The organism is Dongia sp. (assembly GCF_041918875.1).
Lineage (GTDB): Bacteria > Pseudomonadota > Alphaproteobacteria > Dongiales > Dongiaceae > Dongia.
This window is the reverse complement of the sequence record NZ_JAYRUV010000016.1, coordinates 1-20,283: the sequence shown is the minus strand read 5'-3', so window position 1 is coordinate 20,283 and position 20,283 is coordinate 1. Positions and strand designations below refer to the sequence as shown.

The following is a 20,283-nucleotide window of genomic DNA, read 5'->3' as shown; positions in this document are numbered from 1 at the left end:
CCATTAGTCCCGCGCTAATCCAGAGTTGCAGCGATTCGCCCATGGGGAAGCACTCTACGGGCGAGAGATTCAGGTGACAAGCCGGGCCGGAAAGAGAAAGGGCGCCCAGCCGGCAGGCGGGGCGCCCCGATGCGTTGCCGGCCTATCGCAGCATCAATAGCGGTAATGTTCCGGCTTGAACGGGCCGGCCTGGGCCACGCCCAGATAGGCAGCCTGCTTGTCGCTGAGCTTGGTCAGCCTGGCGCCGACCTTTTCCAGGTGCAGGAAGGCGACCTTCTCGTCGAGATGCTTGGGCAGCACATAGACTTCGTTCTTGTAGGCTTTGTGGTTGTTCCACAGCTCGATCTGCGCCAGCACCTGATTGGTGAAGGACGCCGACATGACGAAGCTCGGATGGCCCGTAGCGCAGCCCAGATTGACCAGCCGGCCTTCGGCCAGCACCAGGATACGGCGGCCGGTCGGAAACTCCACCTCGTCCACCTGCGGCTTCACATTGTGCCACTTGAAGTTCCTGAGACCCGCGATCTGAATTTCGCTGTCGAAGTGGCCGATGTTGCAGACGATCGCCCGATCCTTCATTTCGCGCATATGCTCGACGGTGATGACGTCGACGCAGCCAGTGGCGGTGACGAAGATATCGCCACGGGTCGCGGCATCTTCCATCGTGGTGACCTCATAGCCTTCCATGGCGGCCTGCAGGGCGCAGATCGGGTCGGCCTCGGTCACCAGCACGCGGCAACCGGCATGGCGCAGGCTCTCGGCCGAGCCTTTGCCCACGTCGCCGAAGCCGGCAACGACGGCGACCTTGCCGGCCATCATCACGTCGGTTGCGCGGCGAACGGCGTCGACCAGGCTTTCACGGCAGCCATACTTGTTGTCGAACTTCGACTTGGTGACGCTGTCGTTGACGTTGATCGCCGGAACTTTCAGCGAGCCGTCCTTCTGCATCTGATAGAGGCGGTGCACACCAGTCGTGGTTTCTTCCGAGATGCCTTTGATCTCCTTCAGCATCTCAGGATACTTGTCGTGCATGATCTGGGTGAGGTCGCCGCCGTCATCGAGGATCATGTTGGGCTTCCAGCCGCCCGGGCCGCTGATCGTCGCTTCGATGCACCACCAGAATTCTTCCTCATTCATGCCCTTCCAGGCGAAAACAGGAATGCCCTTAGCCGCAATCGCGGCAGCGGCATGGTCCTGGGTCGAGAAGATGTTGCAGGACGACCAGCGCACTTCGGCGCCCAAGGCCACCAGCGTTTCGATCAGCACGGCGGTCTGGATGGTCATGTGCAGGCAGCCGGCGATGCGGGCACCCTTGAGGGGCTGCTTCTTGCCGAACTCGGCGCGGAGCGACATGAGGCCCGGCATCTCCGTTTCGGCGATGGCAATCTCCTTGTGGCCCCATTCGGCGAGGCTGATATCTTTCACCTTGTAGTCATTGGCGGCGGCCATAAGAGCATCTCCATCAGATAAGGAAATATTTATATGTCGCCGTATAGCAGGCCGCAAAGCGCCCGGCAAGGGCTGGTTTGGGTCTGGGCGCATTGCCTAACCCGTTAGCGAGCAGGGCTTAGTCGGCGCCTAATAATCCCATGATCTGGAAGGAGAAAGGCGTCCAGAGCGCCATCTTCACGCCGGTTGCTCGCAGCGCCTCCATCGTCCAGATATTGCAGGTCCGGAACAGGGAATAGCGGCCTGCGGCGGCATAAAAGGCGTCATGCGGCCCATAGCCCGGCACCGTCTCGCGCCGGGGCCGGCCCTCAAGCGTCGCGTCGATGAAGGCAAACAGCGCGTCCCGGCCGGCAGTATCGGTCGCCACCGCGCGGCAGTTGGGGGCCCCCTCCGGATCGCCGCCATAGCTCACATGCAGCACCGAACTGTCGCGCCAGAAGAGTGCGCGCAGGACCGGGCCGGGCCGGATATCGCCCCATTCCCGCGTGGCGGCGTAGAAAGCGCGCGCCCCCCAGCCCATCGCGACATAGCTCGCGGCGCTGATGTCGCCGGCGAAATCCCGCGGCGGAAAATAGCCGAACCAATCGCGCCCGACACCTGCCGCCGGTAGGACGAGATCGACATGCACGCCGTTATCGCAGGCATAGAAATGGTAATCGCGCGGGCCGGCGATGGTGCGGCCGCTGCCCGGCACCAGCCCCAGGAGCATGGCCGCCAGAAAATAGAGAAGTCCCAAGGCCGGAAAAGCGAACAGCAGCCACTTGGCCAGGCGCCGCATGGCCTTATACGGCGAGCGCGTTGAAATCGTCGAGCAGCATGGCGATGCGGCCCGTATCCCATTGATCCATGATGAGGCGGGCACATCGCGTTGCCGCCAGATAATCGATGTTGCGGATGCGCTGCTTGACGCGCGGCAGATTGACCGGCGCCATGGACAGGTCCTGGATACCGAGCCCCAGCAACAGCGGCACGAATTTCGGGTCGCCGGCAATCTCGCCGCAGACGCTGATGGGGATGCGAGCGCGCAACGCCGCTTCGGTCGCGAACTGGATCAGGCGCAATACCGCCGGATGAAGCGGATTATAGAGATGCGCCACCTGCTCCTCGCCACGGTCGATGGCCAGCGTGTACTGCGTCAAATCGTTGGAACCTATGGCAAAAAAATCGGAGACCTGCGCCAGGGCGTCGGCGGCAAGTGCGGCGCCCGGCACTTCGATCATCACGCCGACCGGCGGCAGCGAATCCGCCATTCTGACGCCGCGCCGCTTCAGGCGCTTGGCCACCTGCAACAGAATTTCGCGCACCTGCTTCACTTCGACCAGCGACGAGATCATCGGCAGAAGAATGCGCACGGGTCCGAAAGCGCTGGCTCGCAGAATGGCCGCAAGCTGCGTTTCGAGGAGGCCGCGTTCCTGCAACCCCAGGCGGATGGCGCGCAGGCCCAAGGCGGGGTTGGCGGCATCGCCCAGCCGTTCGCGCAAGGATGGCGCCAATTTGTCGCCGCCCACATCGAGCGTGCGGATAGTGACGGGCTTGCCCTCCATGCCTTCGACGATAGCGCGGTAGGATTCAACCTGCTCGTCTTCGGTGGGTAAGTCGGCACGGTTCATATAGAGGAATTCCGAGCGCAGCAGGCCGACGCCTTCGGCCCCCGCCGCCACTGCCATGTCGAGTTCGCGCGGCAGTTCCAGGTTGACCAGCATGCCGATGCGCCGGTCGTCCCGGGTGACGGCCGGCAGCTTCCTGAGCCTCGAGAGGATGCGCTCTGTCTTCTCCAGCTCCAGCTGGCGGCGATGGAATTCCTCCAGGCGCGAGGGTGCCGGATTGACGAATATCCGGCCGCCCGCGCCGTCGACGATGATCGTATCCCCGGTCTGCACCGAGGTGGAAAGGCCGGCCAGGCCAAGCACGGCAGGCAGCGCCAGCGAGCGCGCCATGATCGCCGTATGGCTTTCCGCACCGCCCAATTCGGTGGCGAAGCCATGGATGCGCTTGGGATCGAGCAGCGCCGTATCCGCCGGCGTCAGTTCCTCGGCTATGACGATGGCACCTTCGGGCAGGTGCTTGAAGGCCTCGAACGGGGTCTTGGTAAGATTGCGCAGCAACCGGTCGCCGACCTCGCGTACATCCTTGGCGCGGGCCGACAGATAGGGATCGTTGAGATGTTCGAAATCATGCGCAACGGCATTTATCTCCGCCTGCACGGCCGCCTCGGCATTCTGCCGCGATTCGCCGATGCGCTTTTCGACACCGCGTACGATGCGCGAGCCGGAGAGCATCTGCATGTGGGCGTCGAGTAGGAATTCCAGTTCCTCGGCGGCGGCACCGTGGAGTTCGGCGCTTTTCTTCTTCAACTTGCGCAATTGCCGTTCGGACTTGGCCAACGCCTCGCGGAACCGATCGAGTTCGGCCTCGACGGCGCCGGCCGCGATCTCGTAGTCCGGCACGTTGACGACGCCGATCTCGACGACATGCGCTTCGCCGATGGCGATGCCAGCGGAAACGCCGAGGCCTTCCAGCATGATTTCGCGTGAGGCCGCCGGCTTGTCCTTCGCGGCCTTGGATGGACGGCGCGACGGGCGCGGCGCCTCACTCTTCATCGAATTTGCGCTTGATGAGATCGACCAGGGCGTCGATGGCCGCCCGCGCATCAGCTCCGTGCGCGCGGATTTCGAGTTCCGTACCGATGCTGGCCGCCAGCATCATCAGGCCCATGATCGAACCGCCGCTCACATCCATCTCGCCCTTGGTGACGCGGATGTCGGCGCTGAAGCCGCCCGCCGTCTTCACGAACTTCGCCGCGGCGCGCGCATGCAACCCCTTCTGATTGGAAATCTGGGCGCGGGCGGTGATCATATCGGTCATCGTCGCCTCCCCTTCAGCACTCGCTGGCTTTGAGCAGCTGCGAGGCGACATTGATGTATTTGCGCCCGGCCTCCTGCGCCGCAGTCACCGCGCCGGTCAGCGGCAAGGTGCCGCGCACGCTGGCGAGCTTGATCAGCATCGGCAGGTTGACGCCGGCCACCACCTCGACATTCGCCTTGTCCAGCGTGGAGATGGCAAGATTGGAAGGCGTGCCGCCGAACATGTCGGTGAGCAACACCACGCCCTTCCCCTGGTCGCACTTCGCGACCGCTTCGAGGATTTCGCGGCGGCGCTGCTCCATATCGTCTTCCGGGCCGATGCAGATGGCGACCGCAGCCGCCTGCTTGCCGACGACATGCTCCAAGGCGGCGAGAAATTCGGCGGCAAGATTGCCATGCGTCACCAGGACGATGCCGATCACTTGAGTCTGAACCACGCATACCCCCAAATTCGAACCCATCGCAGCGGCACGGCGCATGTCATCCTGCGGCGCGTCCTACATCGCGATGTCGCAGCGTGACCGACCGGCCACGCTCCTTCAGCCATTCCGCCAGCTTGCCCGCCACGAAAACGGAGCGGTGCCGGCCGCCGGTACAACCGATGGCGATGGTGAGATAGCTCTTCCCTTCGCCCTCATATCCCGGCAAGAGGGGCCACAATAAGGAAGTCAGGGCCGCAAAGAAACCGGGGAAAGCTGGGTCGGCCTCGATCGCGCGGCCGACCGCCGCATCCTGCCCCGACAATGGCCTAAGTGCCGGATCGTAATAGGGATTTTCCAGAAATCTGACATCAAATACCAAGTCGGCCTCACGCGGCAGGCCCTGCTTATAGGAGAAAGAGACGATCGTGATCGCGAGGTCCGGCTGTGCGGCCAGGCCGAAATGCCCGGTGAGCATGGCCTTGAGGTCGCCAATCGCCGTATCGCTGGTATCGAGCACCAGGTCCGCTTCGGCCCGCAGCGGGCGCATCAGCTGGCGCTCACGCAGAATGCCGTCACCCACCGGCCGGTCCTGGGCCAGCGGATGGCGCCGCCGGGTCTCGGTATAGCGGCGGCGCAGGACCTCATCCTCGCAATCGAGAAAGACCAGGCTGACGCGGAACCGTTTATCCGTTTTCAGCTGCCGTACCAGTTCGATGAAGCCGTCGCTCGAAAAACCCGTCGTGCGCGAATCGATGCCGAGCGCGACCGGCTTGCTCATGGCCGGCAGGCTTGCCTGCGCAAGGCCCGTCACCAGATGCGGCAGCAAATCGAGCGGCATGTTATCGACCGCTTCGTAGCCGATATCCTCAAGGCATTTGAGAGCGGTCGAACGCCCGGCGCCGGCAAGCCCGGTGACCAGGACGATGTGGCGCCGCAGGGCGCGCGGATCCTGCGCGCCGATTTGAGGTTCCCCGGATATCGAATCAGCCTGTGACATGCAAAACCCGACCGATCATTCCCGGCCCAGAATATGGTCGGGCCCGCAGCGCACCGCAAGGCGCAGCTTGGCCGTGGCGGAAGGGCTGGATGGATCGAGTTTCAGCAGCGGCACCTCCAGATCCAGATATGCCGCCATTTCAGCCGCGGGCAGGCGCTCGATTTCCCTCTTGTCTGCCATATCGACCACCCATGCGAGCGGCATTGGCTCTCCGACATATGGCACCGGCACCAGGCCGAGGCCACGCGCCTCGATGAGGCCCTTAAGACTTGCCGGCATCGCGGCCGGGGCCGTCACCATCAGCTGCGTATCGGCACGGTGCAGTTCGACCTGTTCGTCGCTGACCAACCGCGCGCCTTCGTCGATGAGGCGCAGCGCCAGATCGGAACGGCCGCTGCCGGAGCGGCCGCGCAAGAGGACGGCCTTGCCGTCGATCGCCACCGCGACACCGTCGATGCAGAGCGTCCGCATTGCCTCTTGCCTCACGCAGCCTGCAAGGCGACGGTGAAACGCGCGCCCAGAACGCGCCCTGCCGCGTCTTTGCGATTGTCCGCTTTCAGCGATCCGCCATAGGCTTCGACGATCTGCTTGGAAATGGAAAGGCCAAGGCCGGAATGGGTGCCGAACTTCTCGCCCTTGGGCCGTTCGGAATAGAAGCGTTCGAAGATGGCGCCGAGCTTGTCCGGCGGAATGCCCGGCCCCTCGTCATCGACCGTCAGCACGACCTGCCGGTCGACGCGCCGCGCCGAAAGCTGGATCAAGCCCCTGGGCGGACTGAAGGAGACCGCATTGGCCACCAGGTTGCGCACCACCTGGCCAAGACGCCCTTCGGTCCCGAAGACGGTCAAGGAATCCTCGTCCGGCAGCTGAGTGCGGATTTCCGGCGCCGACTCCCGGCCCGTCGCCGCATGGATATCCGCCACCGCCAGCACCAGATCGCGCAGCTTCACCGGCTGCGCCTCGACGCGCGACATTTCCGCATCGATGCGCGAGGCGTCGGAAATGTCGGTGATCAGGCGGTCGAGCCGCTGTACGTCGTCGAGGATGATGCTCATCAGCTTCCTCTGCTGCAACGGATCTTCGACCCGCGCCACGGTCTCGACGGCGCTGCGCAGGGATGTCAGCGGATTCTTGATCTCGTGTGCCACGTCGGCGGCAAAGCCTTCGATCGCATCCATGCGCCGCCAGACCGCTTCGGTCATGTCGCGGAGCGCCCCGGAAAGATCGCCGATCTCGTCACCGCGCGCGGACAGATCGGGGATGGTCTTCTGCCGCCCCTTGTCGCGCCGCACGCGATCGGCCGCGTCGGCCAGGCGGTGGATCGGCAGCGCGATGGTGCTGGCGAGATAGAGCGAGAGCAGCACGGTGACGCCCAGCGCAATGCCGGAGACACCGAGAATGGTAAGGCGCGTATCCCGCAAGGTGGCTTCGATATCGTCGCCAGGCTTGGTCAGCAGCAAGGCACCCAGGACCTGGCGATAGCGCTGCACGGGAACCGCCGCCGACAGGATCATCTTGCCCTTGCCCGCATCGCGCACATAGGTCGCCGCCTCGCCATCCATCGCCTTGACGACTTCTTCATAATCGGCGGCGTTCTGCACGGCCGCTTCCTGGTATGGTTTCAGGATGCGACTGCTGGGCAGCCGATCGAACACCCAATCGTAGGCGCCGGCCACCCACTTCCACACCAGGCTTTCGTTGGGATCGAGCGGCGGCAGCGGCGTGATGGTGACGATGCCACCCGGGCCTGAAAGCAAGAAGGAATCGGCGATAAGCACGCCATCCGGCGTGAACAGCCTGGCGCGCGTTTTCGACACATCGACCAGGCGGCGGATGGTCTGGCGCGATGTTTCGGGCACCAGCTTCTCGTCGCCCAGCGGACCGGTGGCGACACCGCTCGCCGCCAGCGCGCCGGAAAAGAGCGATCCTTCCGTCTTCAGCAATTCCAGTTCCGATTGCAGCAGGCTGTCGCGATAGGTCGGCAGGTAAAGGAGGCCCAGCACCGGCACCAGCAGGGCCATGATGTTGAGTACCAGGATGCGGCGCGTGAGCGGCGACTGCCAAAGCGAGCGGCGCGAGGCCGGCAGCCGCTTCGACTTGGCCTTCTCTTGCGGGATGGTGACTTCCGCCGGCCGCGTTACCGGGCGCGGGCTCATATCCGGCTCCCGGCGCGCCTTGTCCGGCGCCGTCGCTTGCCTTGCCCAGAATCGCTTCGTCGGGCGCGCTGTGCGCGATGAAGAAAGCGGCAGGCGCCAGCTTTCAAGCTCGTCGCTGCGCGAAGCCTCGCTCATCTTGCAGGTCGCGCCGGCATTGCATCAATTCTCTTTGTAGCGATAACCGACGCCATAAAGAGTCTCGATATGGTTGAACTCGCCGATGACCGCCTTGAATTTCTTGCGCAGCCGCTTGATATGGCTGTCGATGGTGCGGTCGTCGACATAGATGTTTTCGCCATAGGCCGAATCCATCAGCTGGTCGCGGCTCTTCACATGGCCGGGGCGCTGCGCCAGCGCCTTCAGCAGCAGGAACTCGGTCACCGTCAGTTCGATCGGCTGGCCGTCCCAGGTGCACAAATGCCGCGTCGGGTCCATCATCAGCGGTCCGCGCACCATCGCCGCCTCGCCATTCTGCCCGGCAGAGGATCGGCTTTCCTCGCGCCGCAGAATGGAACGGATGCGCTCGATCAGCAGGCGCTGCGAAAAGGGCTTCTTGATATAATCGTCGGCGCCCATGCGCAGGCCCATCAGTTCGTCCACCTCGTCATCCTTCGAGGTAAGGAAGATGACCGGCAGCGACGAGGTCTTCCTCAGCTTTTCCAGCAATTCCATGCCGTCCATGCGCGGCATCTTGATATCGAGCACGGCAAGGTCGACCGGTTGCTGCGCCAGCCCGCGCAAAGCCTCCGCCCCGTCGCTGTAGGTGCGCACGGCAAATCCTTCCGCCTCCAATGTCATGGTGACGGAAGTCAGGATGTTGCGATCGTCATCAACCAGCGCAATAGTCTGCGGCACGGGGATCCTCCTTGGCGTGCGAACCAGTATAGAATTCAGCGGACCTTGCCAAGATTGCCGCCAATGATGACAGAAATGGGGCGCAATCGGCACAATTGCTAGGCCAAGTGTCTGGCAGGGCAGGATTCTGCCCAGTCCCTCCATAACGCCTGCCCTGCGAGCCGGGGTCGGCTCCGCCAAGAGCTGCAATCATGACCGAAGCCCTTGACCCGAAAAAAGAAATTTTCCGCCTGATGCAGCTTCCCAAAGCCGCTTTCGGGACGATTGCCCGTCGCGAAGGCAGCCTTTTCCCCTCCGTCAGCCTGGTGGTTTCGGCCCTGGATGCGGCTGGAATGCCCCTCCTCCTCCTCTCCGACCTCTCCGATCATGTGCGCAATCTGGGCAATTCGTCACTTGCATCGCTGCTCTTTGACGGCACCGGCGGAATCGGGGAGCCGCTGACCGGCCCCCGGGTCACCCTGTTGGGCGAGGTTGCCGAGACGACCGATCCGGGCCACCAGGCAAGCTACCTGGCGGCGCGGCCGGAAGCCGCGCTTTATGCCGACTTCAAGGATTTCCGCTTCTATCGCTTCGCAGTTGCGGAAGCGCTCCTTGTAGCCGGATTCGGGCGGATCCAGCGACTGTCAGCCGCAGAGCTGTGGCCTTCGATGTGACGCAGGACTGTTGATCGGAATCATATCCTGACTCATAGTGTGGCGACTTTCTGACCAGTTGAACATTTTTTTGCCGCTCAGCAACAGGTCTCGCATGAGTCCCGACAATATGTCTTCACCCGGCATTGGCACAGTTTCAGCGAAAGAGGGCGACGAGCGCGCCGCCCGCCACGCCCTCGATAGCCTGCGCGAGGTCTGCCGGCATCTGAACGGATTGGGGGCAAGGCTCGGCCGCGCTGCCTTCGATTCACGCCAGCAGGCGGAGGCGGCGGGCAGCGCCATCGAAGCCATCATCCACGCTGCCAAATTGGCGAGTGACAATGTCAATGCGATCAATGACGGATTGGCCGCCACCAGCGCCAGCACGCACCGCGCCACTGAACTGGTGCGCGCGGTGGAAAACAAGACCGGCGAGGGCCGGCAGATGGTGGACGAACTCGAGCAGGCCTATGAGCGCGTCACCAAGGTAACCGACACTATCACGACCATATCGAAGCAGACCCGCCTGCTTGCCCTCAACGCGACGATCGAGGCGGCGCGTGCCGGCGAACTTGGCCGCGGCTTTTCGGTCGTGGCCGACGAGGTCAAGCAACTGGCCCAGCAGACCGGTTCGGCGACCCAGGAGATTGTGGGTATCATCGGCAGCGTCAAGGAACGCATTGCCGGCGTGGCGCAGGCGATAGCCGCCATCGATGACATCGTGCGCGAACTGGCCGGTGCCGCCGCCAGCATCAACGCCACCATGCAGCGGCAGGCTGACGCCAATCGCGAAGTCGGCGCCGCAATCGATCAGACGACGGAACGCGCACAGGCTCTGGGCACCGTGGCCGGCAAGGTGACGGCAGCAGCAGCCGAAACAGATTCGCTGGCCAGGGAACTGGAAGGCGATGGCGCGCGCCTGGTCAACCAGGCCGGCCATCTCTCCGAAACCATCGACAGCCTGACCGGCGCCACCCGCATCGTCGTCCTTGAATGGGAAGGCTATCTATCGAAATTCGCCCGCGATTTCGAAAGCTACGCGCAAGGCCGCGGGCTCAATGTCAGTCTCGTGCTGCCGCGCGACGATCAAGGACGACCGCTCTATCTAGCCGGACCCGAGGATCTCAGCCGCGCCATGGCCGCGGGAGGGGTCGATATCGTGACGCCCACGCACTCCTATTACAAAGCCGCTGACGGGGCCCTGCTGCGCGACTTGATGCCACTCGACCTCGCGCAGCTGAAGAACTGGTCATCGGTGCTGGCGAGCCTGCGCGACGCGCGCTTTGCCGAGGGCGCCGACGGCGCGCGCTTCGGCGTGCCCTTGCTCGGCGGTTCCTGCGCGCTGGCCTACAACGCCAAGTCGGTGCCGCAGGCGCCCTGGAGCTGGCAGGCGATGCTCGATCCCGCCCATAAGGGCAAGATCGGCCTTACCGACGGGCAATGGGAAACCAACATCTATGTCGCTGGCCTTCTGGCCGGCGTCCCGCTGGCCCAGCTCTACGATCCGCCGGCAAGCTTTGATGCCGCCATTCAGAAGAACCTCAATGCCCTGGTCGCCCAGGCCGGGTATTTCTGGGGCGGACTCGGCGAAGCGCGCGCCATGCGCGCCCTGACACTGACCACCGATTACTGGGTCGGCGTCGCCCTGGCCAATGCGGAAGGGCAGGATTGGCGCTTCGCCGACCCCAGCGAAGGCCAGACGGTGTGGCTTGATACCATCGCCGTCACTGCCGAGGCGGCGCGCGACCCGCAAAAGGTCGCGGCAATCTATCTGCTGATCGATTTCATGCTGAGCCCCGAGATTCAGCACCGCCTGCTGCAGGATCTGGGCGTCAGCATCGTCAATGCCGAGGCGGCCCGGCTGCTGGGTCCCGACGTCGCCAGGCGCTTCCATGTCGGCGACAACGCCTTTTTCGCCGAGGAGCGCCTGTGGCAGCCCCTCTCCGATGCGACCCGCCGCCGCTTCGAGCGCATGTGGCAGGAGGCGCTTAAGTACCGGGCCGTTTAATAGGAAAACCCCGCTGCCGGCAGGCAGCGGGGTTTTTCCAGCAAGCGGCCAGGTCAGGCCTTCTTGGCGAGGGCCGAACCTTGGCGCTTGGCCATGAAGGCCTTGGCGGTTTCGACGGCCACGGCCGCGTCGCGGCAATAGGCGTCGGCGCCGACCGAATTGGCGAAGGCTTCGTTGAGCGGCGCGCCGCCGACCAGCACGACGTAATCCTGGCGAATACCCTTTTCGATCATCGCGTCCACGACAACCTTCATATAGGGCATCGTCGTGGTCAGCAGGGCCGACATGCCCAGGATGTCCGGCTGATGCTCTTCGATCGCTTCCAGGTACTTTTCGACCGGGTTGTTGATGCCGAGGTCGATGACTTCGAAGCCGGCGCCTTCCATCATCATGGAGACGAGGTTCTTGCCGATGTCGTGGATGTCGCCCTTCACGGTGCCGATCACCATCTTGCCCACCTTGGGTGCGCCGGTTTCGGCGAGCAGCGGTCGCAGGATGTGCATGCCGGCCTTCATCGCGTTCGCGGCCAACAGCACTTCGGGCACGAAGAGGATGCCGTCGCGGAAATCGACGCCGACGATGCGCATGCCTTCGACCAGCGCCTTGGTGAGGATGTCGTAGGGCGTCCAGCCGCGGTCGAGGAAGATGCGGACAGCCGCTTCGATCTCTTCCTTGAGACCGTCATAGAGGTCGTCATGCACCTGCTGAACAAGTTCCTCGTCGTTCAGCGTGTTGAGGTCAAGATCACCGTCATTGGCCATGGTCGCACCTTCGCCTTCTGGCATGTTGCTCATAGAGGATCGGGACGAACCTTGCGCCGCCGACCCTAATCTCTCGTTAAGAACCGGCGACAAACTGCCCGCTCGTTCGAAATTTCGCAACAGGCGTAACGGCTTTCCGTTCTTGCAGGCCGTGTCGCGGCGACACCCACTATCCGGAGAACGACAGGCTTTTCGCGCGGCTGCGTCATATGCCGCCGATCGATAGCCTGCGCTCATCCATGCAGAAGAAGAATTCATGTGACCGCTGACGCATGAAAGCTGGATCGCGCTCCGGAAGCGCCCCGATCGGGCACGCCAAGAGGGAGTTGCGAGTCGCCCCGCTAACTTGTATATACAAGCCTAGACAAGCAGGAGACGATCATGATCGAGACCTTCACCCTTACCCCCGGCACGCTTTCCCTGACCGAGCTGCGCCGGGTCTGGCGTGACGGGCTCGACCTGGCGATAGACGCCAAGGCCTTTCCGGCGATCGACGCGTCGGCGGCGACCGTCCAGGCGATCCTCGACCAGCACAAGACGGCGTATGGCATCAATACCGGCTTCGGCTCGCTCGCTCACACCCGCATCCCTGACGATCAGGTGGCCGAATTGCAGCGCCGCCTCGTCCTCTCCCATGCCGCCGGGACCGGCCCGCTGCTCGGCGACGAGATCGTCCGCCTCATCATGATCCTCAAGATCAACGGCCTGGCGCGTGGCTTTTCCGGTATCCGGCGCGACATCATCCAGGCGCTGGTGACGCTGCTCAATGCGGGAATCTACCCGCTCATTCCATCCAAGGGCTCGGTCGGCGCCTCCGGCGACCTCGCCCCGCTCGCGCATCTGTCGCAGGCCCTGCTCGGCGTCGGCGCCGTGCGCCATCGCGGCGAAGTGATCGGCGCCGTCGAAGGGCTGCAGCGCGCCGGCCTGAAGCCGTTCACCCTGGCGGCAAAGGAAGGTCTCGCCCTGCTCAACGGCACGCAGGTTTCGACCGCCCTTGCCGTCGCCGGCCTCTTCGCCGCGGAAGACGTGTTCCTGGCCGGCCTGGGTGCCGGCGCGATGACCACCGATGCGACGCTGGGCAGCGACACGCCGTTCGATCCGCGCATCCATGCCATCCGCGGCCAGTTGGGCCAGATCGAGGTGGCGGCGGCCTTGAAGAATCTGATGGACGGCAGCCCCTTGCGCGCCAGCCATGTCGACTGCGACCGCGTGCAGGATCCCTATTCGCTGCGCTGCCAGCCGCAGGTGATGGGAGCGGCCCTCGACATGCTGCGCCATGCCGCCGGCATCGTCGGCCGCGAGGTGAATGCGGTGAGCGACAATCCCCTGGTCTTTGCCAAGGAGGGCGACGTGCTTTCCGGCGGTAATTTCCACGCCGAACCCATTGCCATGGCGGCCGATTGCATCGCCATCGCCGTAGCTGAGATCGGCGCCCTGTCCGAACGCCGCATCGCCATGCTGACCGACGCGCGGATGAGCAACCTCCCTGCCTTCCTGGTGCCGGAGCCCGGCCTCAATTCCGGTTTCATGATCGCCCATGTGACGGCGGCGGCCCTGGCGTCCGAAAACAAGTGCCTCGCGCATCCGGCCAGCGTCGATTCCCTGCCCACCTCGGCCAATCAGGAAGACCATGTGTCCATGGCGACTCATGGCGCGCGGCGCCTTCTCGACATGACCGACAACACCGCCGGCATCGTCGCCATCGAACTGCTCTGTGCGGCACAGGGCATCGACCTGCGCCGACCGGTCGAAACCAGCCAGCCCTTACGCCGTGTCATGGCCGGCTTGCGCGCGAAGGTCGCGTTCTGGGAGATCGACCGCGAAATGGCGCCCGATATCGCCGCTGCCAAGGAACTGGTCATCTCGCCGCTGTTCCACGAGATCACCCCGCTCCGCGCCGTCCTTTGACCGTCAGCGTGTCGGCTTGACCGGCAGGACGTGGTCCATCTCGGTCAGGCTCAGCGTCAGATGCTCATAGGCGATGGTATGGTCGACCCGCACGCCGTCGCTTGACAGTGGGAACACCGCGACGCGATAGGGAACTTCCAGGTCCGCCGTGCGAAAGAGACAGGTTCCGGCGACCGGCTGCTTGCGCGCCACGATCTCGGCGTAGATGGCCATCCAGTCGGTATCGGTTTCCGAGGCGAAATCGAGTTCGTCGAGATAGCGGCCGGTATAGTCGAAGCCGGCGTGGCGTGCGCAAGCCGTGCCGACGATGCTGTACTTCACCCGCAGCGGGTCGTATTCAATCCGCGCCATGATGATCTGCGGCAGCAATTCCTTGATCTCGGCGGGATCGATATCGTTGCGCGAGGGCATCGCACGATCGGCACGCTTTTCCCGCCAATAGGTTTCCAGTCTCAGCAAGGGTGCCGAGTCAAGCTCGGATATTTGGGCGGCTCGCTTCATACGCTCAATCCAACCAATGTGCCCTCCCGTCCCCGCAAGGAAATATCATCGAGCCGGGAGCGCCGCGCAACCACTTCGCGGGGAGCGGCGGGATGCGACCCTGTTGCTGTTGCGGGAGAATAATGCCTTCAGTAGAGAAAGACGCCGACTTTAATCCGGATGCCAGCTCATTATGCACGCCTTCCTGGTCTCGACCGGTCTCGTCGCCCTGGCGGAGATCGGCGACAAGACCCAACTCCTCGCCCTGGTTCTGGCTTCCCGCTTTCGCCGCCCGTGGGCTATCGTCGCCGGCATTCTGGTTGCGACCCTCGCCAATCATGCCATCGCAGGTGCCGTCGGCAGCTGGGCGAGCCAGTTCCTGGCAGCCTATCTGGACCCCTACTGGATCCGCTGGGCGCTGGCCGCAGGCTTCGTTGCGATGGCCGCCTGGACGCTTATCCCCGACAAGCTCGACGAGGACGACCAGCCGCGGAAGAAGCGTGCCGCGGGAGCCTTCACGACGACCCTTATCGCCTTTTTCCTGGTCGAAATCGGCGACAAGACGCAGGTCGCGACCGTGGCGCTCGCCGCGCGCTATCCGAATCTGGCAGCCGTCATAGCAGGTACCACCTGCGGCATGATGCTGGCCAATGTGCCAATCGTGCTGCTCGGCCATGAGGCGGCGGACCGCCTGCCAACCGGCGGTGTGCGCTATACTGCCGCGGCCTGCTTCCTGCTGCTCGGCATATATCTCGGTTTGGGGTCCGGTCCGATCGCCGGCTGAAGGATTTCAGCGCTCGCCCACGACTGTGAACGTGATCACCATGTTGACATGGTTGCCGTCATCCGACAGCGGCAGGAAAATGGTTTCCTGCGACACCCGATAGCCGCCCGCCGTGGCATAACGGGCCCAGTCATAGACCATGTGCCGGCCGTCGACGACGAGATTGTAATTCCGCAACGCCTCGTCCCGGCTCACGGCAAAATAGGCGTCCTCGACATTCCGCCCGGTGTGATTGAAGCCACGCATATCGACCTCGACCTGGCCGGCCAGGCGATATACCAGGCGGCGCGGGTTGTCGAACACATCGATCAGCTGGATACCGGGTAGCCAAGCCTTCATCTCGACTGGATCGAGATCGCGTCGCGCCGGCATGGCACGCGCGCCACGCTTCATGTCCCAATAGGCGAAGAAGGCTCTCGTCCGCTCCGTCGCGCGCGCCTGCATCTCAGCCACGTCGGTCGTGCGCGGATAAAGCCGGGATAGCTCAGCCATCAGTGCCGCGTTCGCGACATGCCGGTCATGCCGCGTCCTGGGCGAGATGATGCTGCAGCAGCACCAGCCGGTCATTGCCCCAGAACACCTCGCCGTCGACAACGAAGGTCGGCACGCCAAACGCGCCGGCCTCGACCGCAGCGTCGATCGTACGCTTGTGGAGCGTCAGGGTTTCCCTGTCGTCGATCAGGGAGACCAGTCTTTTGCCGTCGAGCCCGGCCTCCTCGGCCAGGCGGGCGAGATCGTGATCCGTGACAGCCTGGGCACCGCCGCCGAACGCCGCGTCGAAGAGGCGCCGCGAATAGGCCGCGACATCGCCCACCCGCGCCGCCGCTACCGCAGCCATGTTGACCCGGCGCCAATCGATTGCCTTCCAGGCCGGCTCGCGGTACGGAATGCCGTAGAATGCCGCCCACCGCGCCGCGTCTTCCGAGCGGTATTCCGGCAGGTATTGGACCGACACCGCTTCCTGCTTGAAGGGGGTCAACCCCCGCGCCAGCATCAGGTCTTCCGACAGCAGCGGCCGCCAGCGGATGGCGACCCGGCCGATGGCTTCGAGACGTGCCACCTGACTCTGCGCCAGATAGCAATAGCGACTGCCGATCGCATAATAGAAGTCGACGATGCGCGCCATGGAAACTCAGGCCTCCGAGGTGACAGGCGGGAAACAGCTGTAATCTTTCGCTTCTACCCGGAGAACGTCAAGAAGCTGAAATGGCACGGATTATGTGAGCTTGACCGAAACCCGGCCAAGTCCCGGGAAATCCGCGACGACGGCATCGCCAGGGGCGGCCTGATCAAGGACCCGGTTTCGGCAGTCGGATGGTTGCCGTCAGGCCGGGCGCACCCTCGTTGTTGCGCAAGGTTAGGCTGCCACCATGGCCGTGCACGATGTCGCGGGCGATGGTGAGGCCGAGGCCAGTCCCACCTGTCGCCCGGTTGCGTGAGGATTCCAGCCGTTGAAACGGTTTGAAGGCGGTTTCGATATCGCCGGGCGCAATGCCGGGGCCGATATCGGCGATGGCGATGACCAACGCATCCGCCTCGTCATGAAGCGTCACCGTGACCTTTCCGCCATATTTGCAGCCATTGTCGATGAGGTTGTTGACGGCACGCCTGATCGCCGTCGGGCGGCAACGTAAGGAGGCGTGATCCGCACCGCGATAGATGGCAACCTGCCCGGCATCGCTTGCATTGTCGCACAGGCTGATCACCAGCGAGGCGATATCGACGGTGACGTAGCCCTCCTGCTGGGCATCGTCGCGCGCGAAGAGCAGTGAACTCTGGATCATCATTTGCATCTCGGCCACATCGGAAAGAACCTGGTCGCGCTGGCGCGGATCGTCGAGTTCCTCCGCCAGAAGCCGCAGCCTGGTCAAGGGCGAGCCGAGATCGTGCGAGATAGCCGCCAGCATCTGGGTGCGGTCGTCGACGAAGCGCTTGAGGCGCAGCTGCATGTCGTTGAAGCTGTCGGCGATGGTCTTGTATTCCGGAATCTTCATTTCCGGGATCAGCGTCACATTGCGCTCGCGGCCCATTTTTTCCGCCGCCACCGACAATTGCTGTAATGGCCGCAACAGACGATGCGCGCCCCAATAGGAAATCAGCAGGATGAAGAGGATGCTGAAGACGGGGGCGGCGAGATTGCGGGCTAGGCGCAGACCCACGGAATCGTCGCTGCTTTGTGAGACCGTGAGCCAAGTGCCGTCAGCCAGCTGCAGGTGAATATCGAGGTTCGGCGTCACTAGCAGCGTGTCGTTATCCGTCCCCGTGGAAGACGTGGCGCGAACCGGCAGTTTCGTCGTGACAACGGCAATGGAGGTCAGCGCGTAATCGAAATTGCCACCGAAATCCTTGATGGCGACGATGAACTCGGTGTCCGGGCGCAAGCGTTGACGCAAGGCGTCCCTCAATGCAGCCACCTGTGTGTCGCTATCCGAAGCGCCGTGACGCCATCTGACGTTCGGGGCATCATCGAGACTGAAGGCGAGGATATTGCGGGAGGGGAGGCCGGCCAGCAGTTTGGTCCGCTGCTCCGGCTGCGCGCCTTCCAACAATGCTTGCGTGTCGCCGATTGTATCGGCGAGCCATTCGCGTTCCATCAGGATAACGTCCGGTTCCGGCACGAAGACGCGCGAAACACCGTCTATCGTCAGTATGGCCAGAATGATGAGGACACTGATGAGGGCGAGACGAACGCCAAGGCCGAGTTTCGGCTTGCGGAATTTCATGGCCGCACCGTCTCGGCCGCGTCATCCAGGACGACGGCGGGCGTGAAGAAATAACCCTCGTGGCGGATGGTCTTGATGAGCGCCGGATTCTGCGGATCGGATTCGACCTTGCGCCGAAGCCGGCTGATATGGACATCGATGCTGCGGTCGAATTGGTTGGCAACCCGACCATGCAGATATTCCAGCAATTGATCGCGGCTGATCGCGCGTTGCGCGTTCTCGGCGAAGGCCACGAGCAGGTCGAATTCGGTGCTGGTGAGGACGACGAGGATATCGGCGGGCGACACCAGGACGCGCCGATTGACGTCAAGCGACCAGCCGGCGAAGCGGTAGATCGGTGCGCGCGTGCGCACCGTGCCGATCACTGGCGCGGCACTTGCCCGGCGGATAAGGGCGCGGATGCGTGCCAGCAATTCACGCGGATTGAAGGGCTTCGTCACATAGTCGTCGGCGCCCAGCTCAAGCCCGACGATGCGGTCGGTGTCGGCGGAAAGGGCTGTGAGCAGGATGATCGGCATCATCGTCTCAGCCCGCAACTGGCGGCAAAGGGTCAGGCCATCATCGCCCGGCATCATGATATCGAGGACCACGAGGTCGATCTGTCCGCGCTGCAGCAGGCTGGTCATCTCGCGACCGTTGCCGGCCTCGCTGACGCTGAACCCGTGTTCACGCAGGAATTTGGCGAGGCGCTGGCGAATCTGCCGGTCGTCATCGACGATCAGGATATGGGGAATGACGGCCGTCTGATTCATGCGTATCGGTCCGGAAGGCTGCTTCGGCGGGAGAAATGTTGGCGTGAGAGAGGTCGGAGTTTACCGCAAGGTGTCGCCCTGGGTCAGCAAAAGCCGACCGCCGTAATATTTCGTAACAATTCGACAAGCAGCCGACATCGTCCGCGGGCTCGCGGCGGTTAGGTTGGCCTCCCACGATCAACCTTGACCGCGCCGCACCGGCGCATGAGCGAGCCCATGAATCACAACGACAAGCCGGCCGAGAAACGACCGGGAAACGAGAGCGCCGGCGATGGTCTGGCGCTACCGCTCTTTCTGACTGCCCTGCTGCGGCAGGCAATCGCCGACCCGGCGCCTGAAACGCCGGCGAATTGGCCCGGCTTGGATACCGAAGGAAGAAAGTCATGAATTTTCTACCAATCGCCGCCCGCCTCACGCTGGCCATGCCGTTCCTGCTGTTCATGGCCGGCATCGCGCTGGCGCAGGACGTGGGAAACTGGAGCGGGCATCTCATCCTCGGCGGCGGAGCGGCGCCGGAGTATGAGGGCTCGGAGGATTACCAGCTCATTCCTTTTGCAGCCGGCAAGGTCGGCTATGACGACTATTATGTGGAGACCCGCGGCCTCGGTGCACGTGCCAATGTACTGCCCGGCGGATTGCTGCCTTTCGGCTTGGAATTCGGGCCGGTGGTCAATTGGCATTCCGGCCGCGATGACGTCGACAATGATAGAGTCGATGACCTGCGCGATATCGACGGCACTTTGGAGATGGGTGCCTTCGCCAAGATTTCGACCGGCAATGTAATGCTGGAAGATGACGAACTCGCATTTGAGATCGAGTTCTTGAGCGATGTCGGCGGCGAGCATGATGGGACGACCATCAGTTTCGGCCCAAGCTATAGCTTCTCACCCGTCGAGAAGCTGCATCTTGGCTTTGATCTTTCAGCCACCTATGCCAGCGGCAACTACAACGACACCTATTTCAGTGTTGACGCGGCCAATGCCGCCCGCAGCGGACTGTCGCAATATGATGCCGATGCGGGCCTCAAGGATATCGGCGTCTCCGTCAACGCGACCTATCAACTTACGGAGCATTGGGGTCTGACCGGCATCGCAAAAGTGACTCAGCTGGTGGGCGATGCTGCCGACAGCCCCATTGTGGATGACGAAGGCAGTGCCACCCAAGGCGTCTTCTTGGCCGGTGTTCTATACAGCTTCTAAGGGGCGCGAAAAAAGCGGAAAGCCAGCGAACGGGCGGCGGTGCCGTCCGTTCGATTGTGCAAGGCGGTCATGACGTTCAAGGCCGCCTTCGCCAATTCTCCAATGAAAAATCCCGTCGAAGCGGGGCCTGGTCAGATGACCTTGCCGAGCACGGAGCCAGGCGTTAGCAACAGTGGATCGATGTAGGTATCGACGTTGCTATCGGGCGACGACACCGGAGGCAGGGGCGTGCCGCCCATGTTGAACTGGATGATCTTGCGGATCGCCGGATCGGCATTGACGGCCTTTCGGAT

Annotated in this window: 21 protein-coding genes; 6 read left to right on the top strand and 15 right to left on the bottom strand. The window is 63.4% G+C overall.

Annotated features, from left to right (window positions below; all coding sequences use genetic code 11):
• Positions 1-153 precede the first annotated feature (153 nt).
• The 9 genes from ahcY to ACE3TY_RS16470 all read right to left on the bottom strand — a co-directional run bounded on the left by ahcY (position 154) and on the right by ACE3TY_RS16470 (position 8,743).
• Positions 154-1,449, bottom strand: coding sequence for an adenosylhomocysteinase (ahcY, locus tag ACE3TY_RS16510; protein ID WP_374654939.1), 1,296 nt, complete (start codon positions 1,447-1,449; stop codon positions 154-156).
• Positions 1,450-1,567: 118 nt separating this feature from the next.
• The gene (locus ACE3TY_RS16505) at positions 1,568-2,227 is read right to left on the bottom strand and encodes a TIGR02117 family protein (protein ID WP_374654937.1); all 660 of its coding nucleotides are present in this window, start codon (positions 2,225-2,227) and stop codon (positions 1,568-1,570) included.
• Between the two features lie 4 nt (positions 2,228-2,231).
• Positions 2,232-4,049, bottom strand: a complete 1,818-nt coding sequence (gene ptsP / locus ACE3TY_RS16500) for a phosphoenolpyruvate--protein phosphotransferase (RefSeq protein ID WP_374654935.1) — start codon at positions 4,047-4,049, stop codon at positions 2,232-2,234.
• Complete coding sequence (locus tag ACE3TY_RS16495; protein WP_374654933.1) at positions 4,039-4,314, bottom strand: HPr family phosphocarrier protein; 276 nt, start codon at positions 4,312-4,314, stop codon at positions 4,039-4,041. The genes ptsP and ACE3TY_RS16495 overlap by 11 nt, the downstream gene beginning before the upstream one ends.
• Before the next feature lie 13 nt (positions 4,315-4,327).
• Positions 4,328-4,735 (bottom strand): PTS sugar transporter subunit IIA, encoded by a 408-nt coding sequence (locus ACE3TY_RS16490; protein ID WP_374309202.1) that lies wholly within the window; start codon positions 4,733-4,735, stop codon positions 4,328-4,330.
• Between the two features lie 58 nt (positions 4,736-4,793).
• The gene (rapZ, locus tag ACE3TY_RS16485) at positions 4,794-5,732 is read right to left on the bottom strand and encodes an RNase adapter RapZ (RefSeq protein WP_374654931.1); all 939 of its coding nucleotides are present in this window, start codon (positions 5,730-5,732) and stop codon (positions 4,794-4,796) included.
• Positions 5,733-5,747: 15 nt separating this feature from the next.
• The gene (locus tag ACE3TY_RS16480; RefSeq protein WP_374654929.1) at positions 5,748-6,203 is read right to left on the bottom strand and encodes an HPr kinase/phosphorylase; all 456 of its coding nucleotides are present in this window, start codon (positions 6,201-6,203) and stop codon (positions 5,748-5,750) included.
• 11 nt (positions 6,204-6,214) lie between these two features.
• A complete protein-coding gene (locus ACE3TY_RS16475; RefSeq protein WP_374654927.1) occupies positions 6,215-8,023 on the bottom strand; it encodes a stimulus-sensing domain-containing protein in 1,809 nt (602 codons plus the stop codon).
• Between the two features lie 24 nt (positions 8,024-8,047).
• Positions 8,048-8,743 carry a response regulator transcription factor gene (locus ACE3TY_RS16470; protein WP_374654925.1) on the bottom strand — a complete coding sequence of 232 codons (696 nt, stop codon included), beginning with the start codon at positions 8,741-8,743 and terminating at the stop codon, positions 8,048-8,050.
• A 191-nt stretch (positions 8,744-8,934) separates the two neighbouring features.
• Between ACE3TY_RS16470 and ACE3TY_RS16465 the strand changes: the two genes are divergently transcribed.
• Entirely contained in the window at positions 8,935-9,396 is a 462-nt protein-coding gene (locus ACE3TY_RS16465) for a hypothetical protein (protein ID WP_374654923.1), read from the top strand.
• Positions 9,397-9,490: 94 nt separating this feature from the next.
• Complete coding sequence (locus tag ACE3TY_RS16460) at positions 9,491-11,383, top strand: extracellular solute-binding protein (protein WP_374654921.1); 1,893 nt, start codon at positions 9,491-9,493, stop codon at positions 11,381-11,383.
• A gap of 53 nt (positions 11,384-11,436) precedes the next feature.
• Here ACE3TY_RS16460 and ACE3TY_RS16455 read toward each other — a convergent pair whose 3' ends face one another.
• Complete coding sequence (locus ACE3TY_RS16455) at positions 11,437-12,177, bottom strand: corrinoid protein (RefSeq protein ID WP_374654919.1); 741 nt, start codon at positions 12,175-12,177, stop codon at positions 11,437-11,439.
• Positions 12,178-12,525: 348 nt separating this feature from the next.
• Here ACE3TY_RS16455 and hutH point away from each other — a divergent pair, with 348 nt between their 5' ends.
• Entirely contained in the window at positions 12,526-14,052 is a 1,527-nt protein-coding gene (hutH, locus tag ACE3TY_RS16450; RefSeq protein WP_374654917.1) for a histidine ammonia-lyase, read from the top strand.
• A 3-nt stretch (positions 14,053-14,055) separates the two neighbouring features.
• On the opposite strand, the gene ACE3TY_RS16445 is transcribed toward hutH, so the two are convergent.
• Positions 14,056-14,553: a PAS domain-containing protein gene (locus tag ACE3TY_RS16445; protein WP_374654915.1), complete on the bottom strand. Its 498-nt coding sequence runs from the start codon at positions 14,551-14,553 to the stop codon at positions 14,056-14,058.
• A gap of 169 nt (positions 14,554-14,722) precedes the next feature.
• Between ACE3TY_RS16445 and ACE3TY_RS16440 the strand changes: the two genes are divergently transcribed.
• Positions 14,723-15,316 carry a TMEM165/GDT1 family protein gene (locus ACE3TY_RS16440; protein ID WP_374655136.1) on the top strand — a complete coding sequence of 198 codons (594 nt, stop codon included), beginning with the start codon at positions 14,723-14,725 and terminating at the stop codon, positions 15,314-15,316.
• Between the two features lie 6 nt (positions 15,317-15,322).
• Here the strand turns inward: ACE3TY_RS16440 and ACE3TY_RS16435 are convergent, their stop codons facing one another.
• The 4 genes from ACE3TY_RS16435 to ACE3TY_RS16420 all read right to left on the bottom strand — a co-directional run bounded on the left by ACE3TY_RS16435 (position 15,323) and on the right by ACE3TY_RS16420 (position 18,791).
• The gene (locus tag ACE3TY_RS16435; RefSeq protein ID WP_374654913.1) at positions 15,323-15,808 is read right to left on the bottom strand and encodes a PAS domain-containing protein; all 486 of its coding nucleotides are present in this window, start codon (positions 15,806-15,808) and stop codon (positions 15,323-15,325) included.
• 25 nt (positions 15,809-15,833) lie between these two features.
• Positions 15,834-16,442 carry a 2-hydroxychromene-2-carboxylate isomerase gene (locus tag ACE3TY_RS16430; RefSeq protein WP_374654911.1) on the bottom strand — a complete coding sequence of 203 codons (609 nt, stop codon included), beginning with the start codon at positions 16,440-16,442 and terminating at the stop codon, positions 15,834-15,836.
• Between the two features lie 163 nt (positions 16,443-16,605).
• The gene (locus tag ACE3TY_RS16425; RefSeq protein WP_374654909.1) at positions 16,606-18,039 is read right to left on the bottom strand and encodes a sensor histidine kinase; all 1,434 of its coding nucleotides are present in this window, start codon (positions 18,037-18,039) and stop codon (positions 16,606-16,608) included.
• Positions 18,036-18,791: a response regulator gene (locus ACE3TY_RS16420; protein ID WP_374654907.1), complete on the bottom strand. Its 756-nt coding sequence runs from the start codon at positions 18,789-18,791 to the stop codon at positions 18,036-18,038. Before ACE3TY_RS16420 ends, ACE3TY_RS16425 begins: the two co-directional genes overlap by 4 nt.
• 216 nt (positions 18,792-19,007) lie before the next feature.
• Between ACE3TY_RS16420 and ACE3TY_RS16415 the strand changes: the two genes are divergently transcribed.
• Both ACE3TY_RS16415 and ACE3TY_RS16410 read left to right on the top strand, forming a co-directional pair.
• Complete coding sequence (locus ACE3TY_RS16415) at positions 19,008-19,178, top strand: hypothetical protein (protein WP_374654905.1); 171 nt, start codon at positions 19,008-19,010, stop codon at positions 19,176-19,178.
• Positions 19,175-19,990: a MipA/OmpV family protein gene (locus ACE3TY_RS16410; protein WP_374654903.1), complete on the top strand. Its 816-nt coding sequence runs from the start codon at positions 19,175-19,177 to the stop codon at positions 19,988-19,990. Before ACE3TY_RS16415 ends, ACE3TY_RS16410 begins: the two co-directional genes overlap by 4 nt.
• Positions 19,991-20,283: the final 293 nt, after the last annotated feature.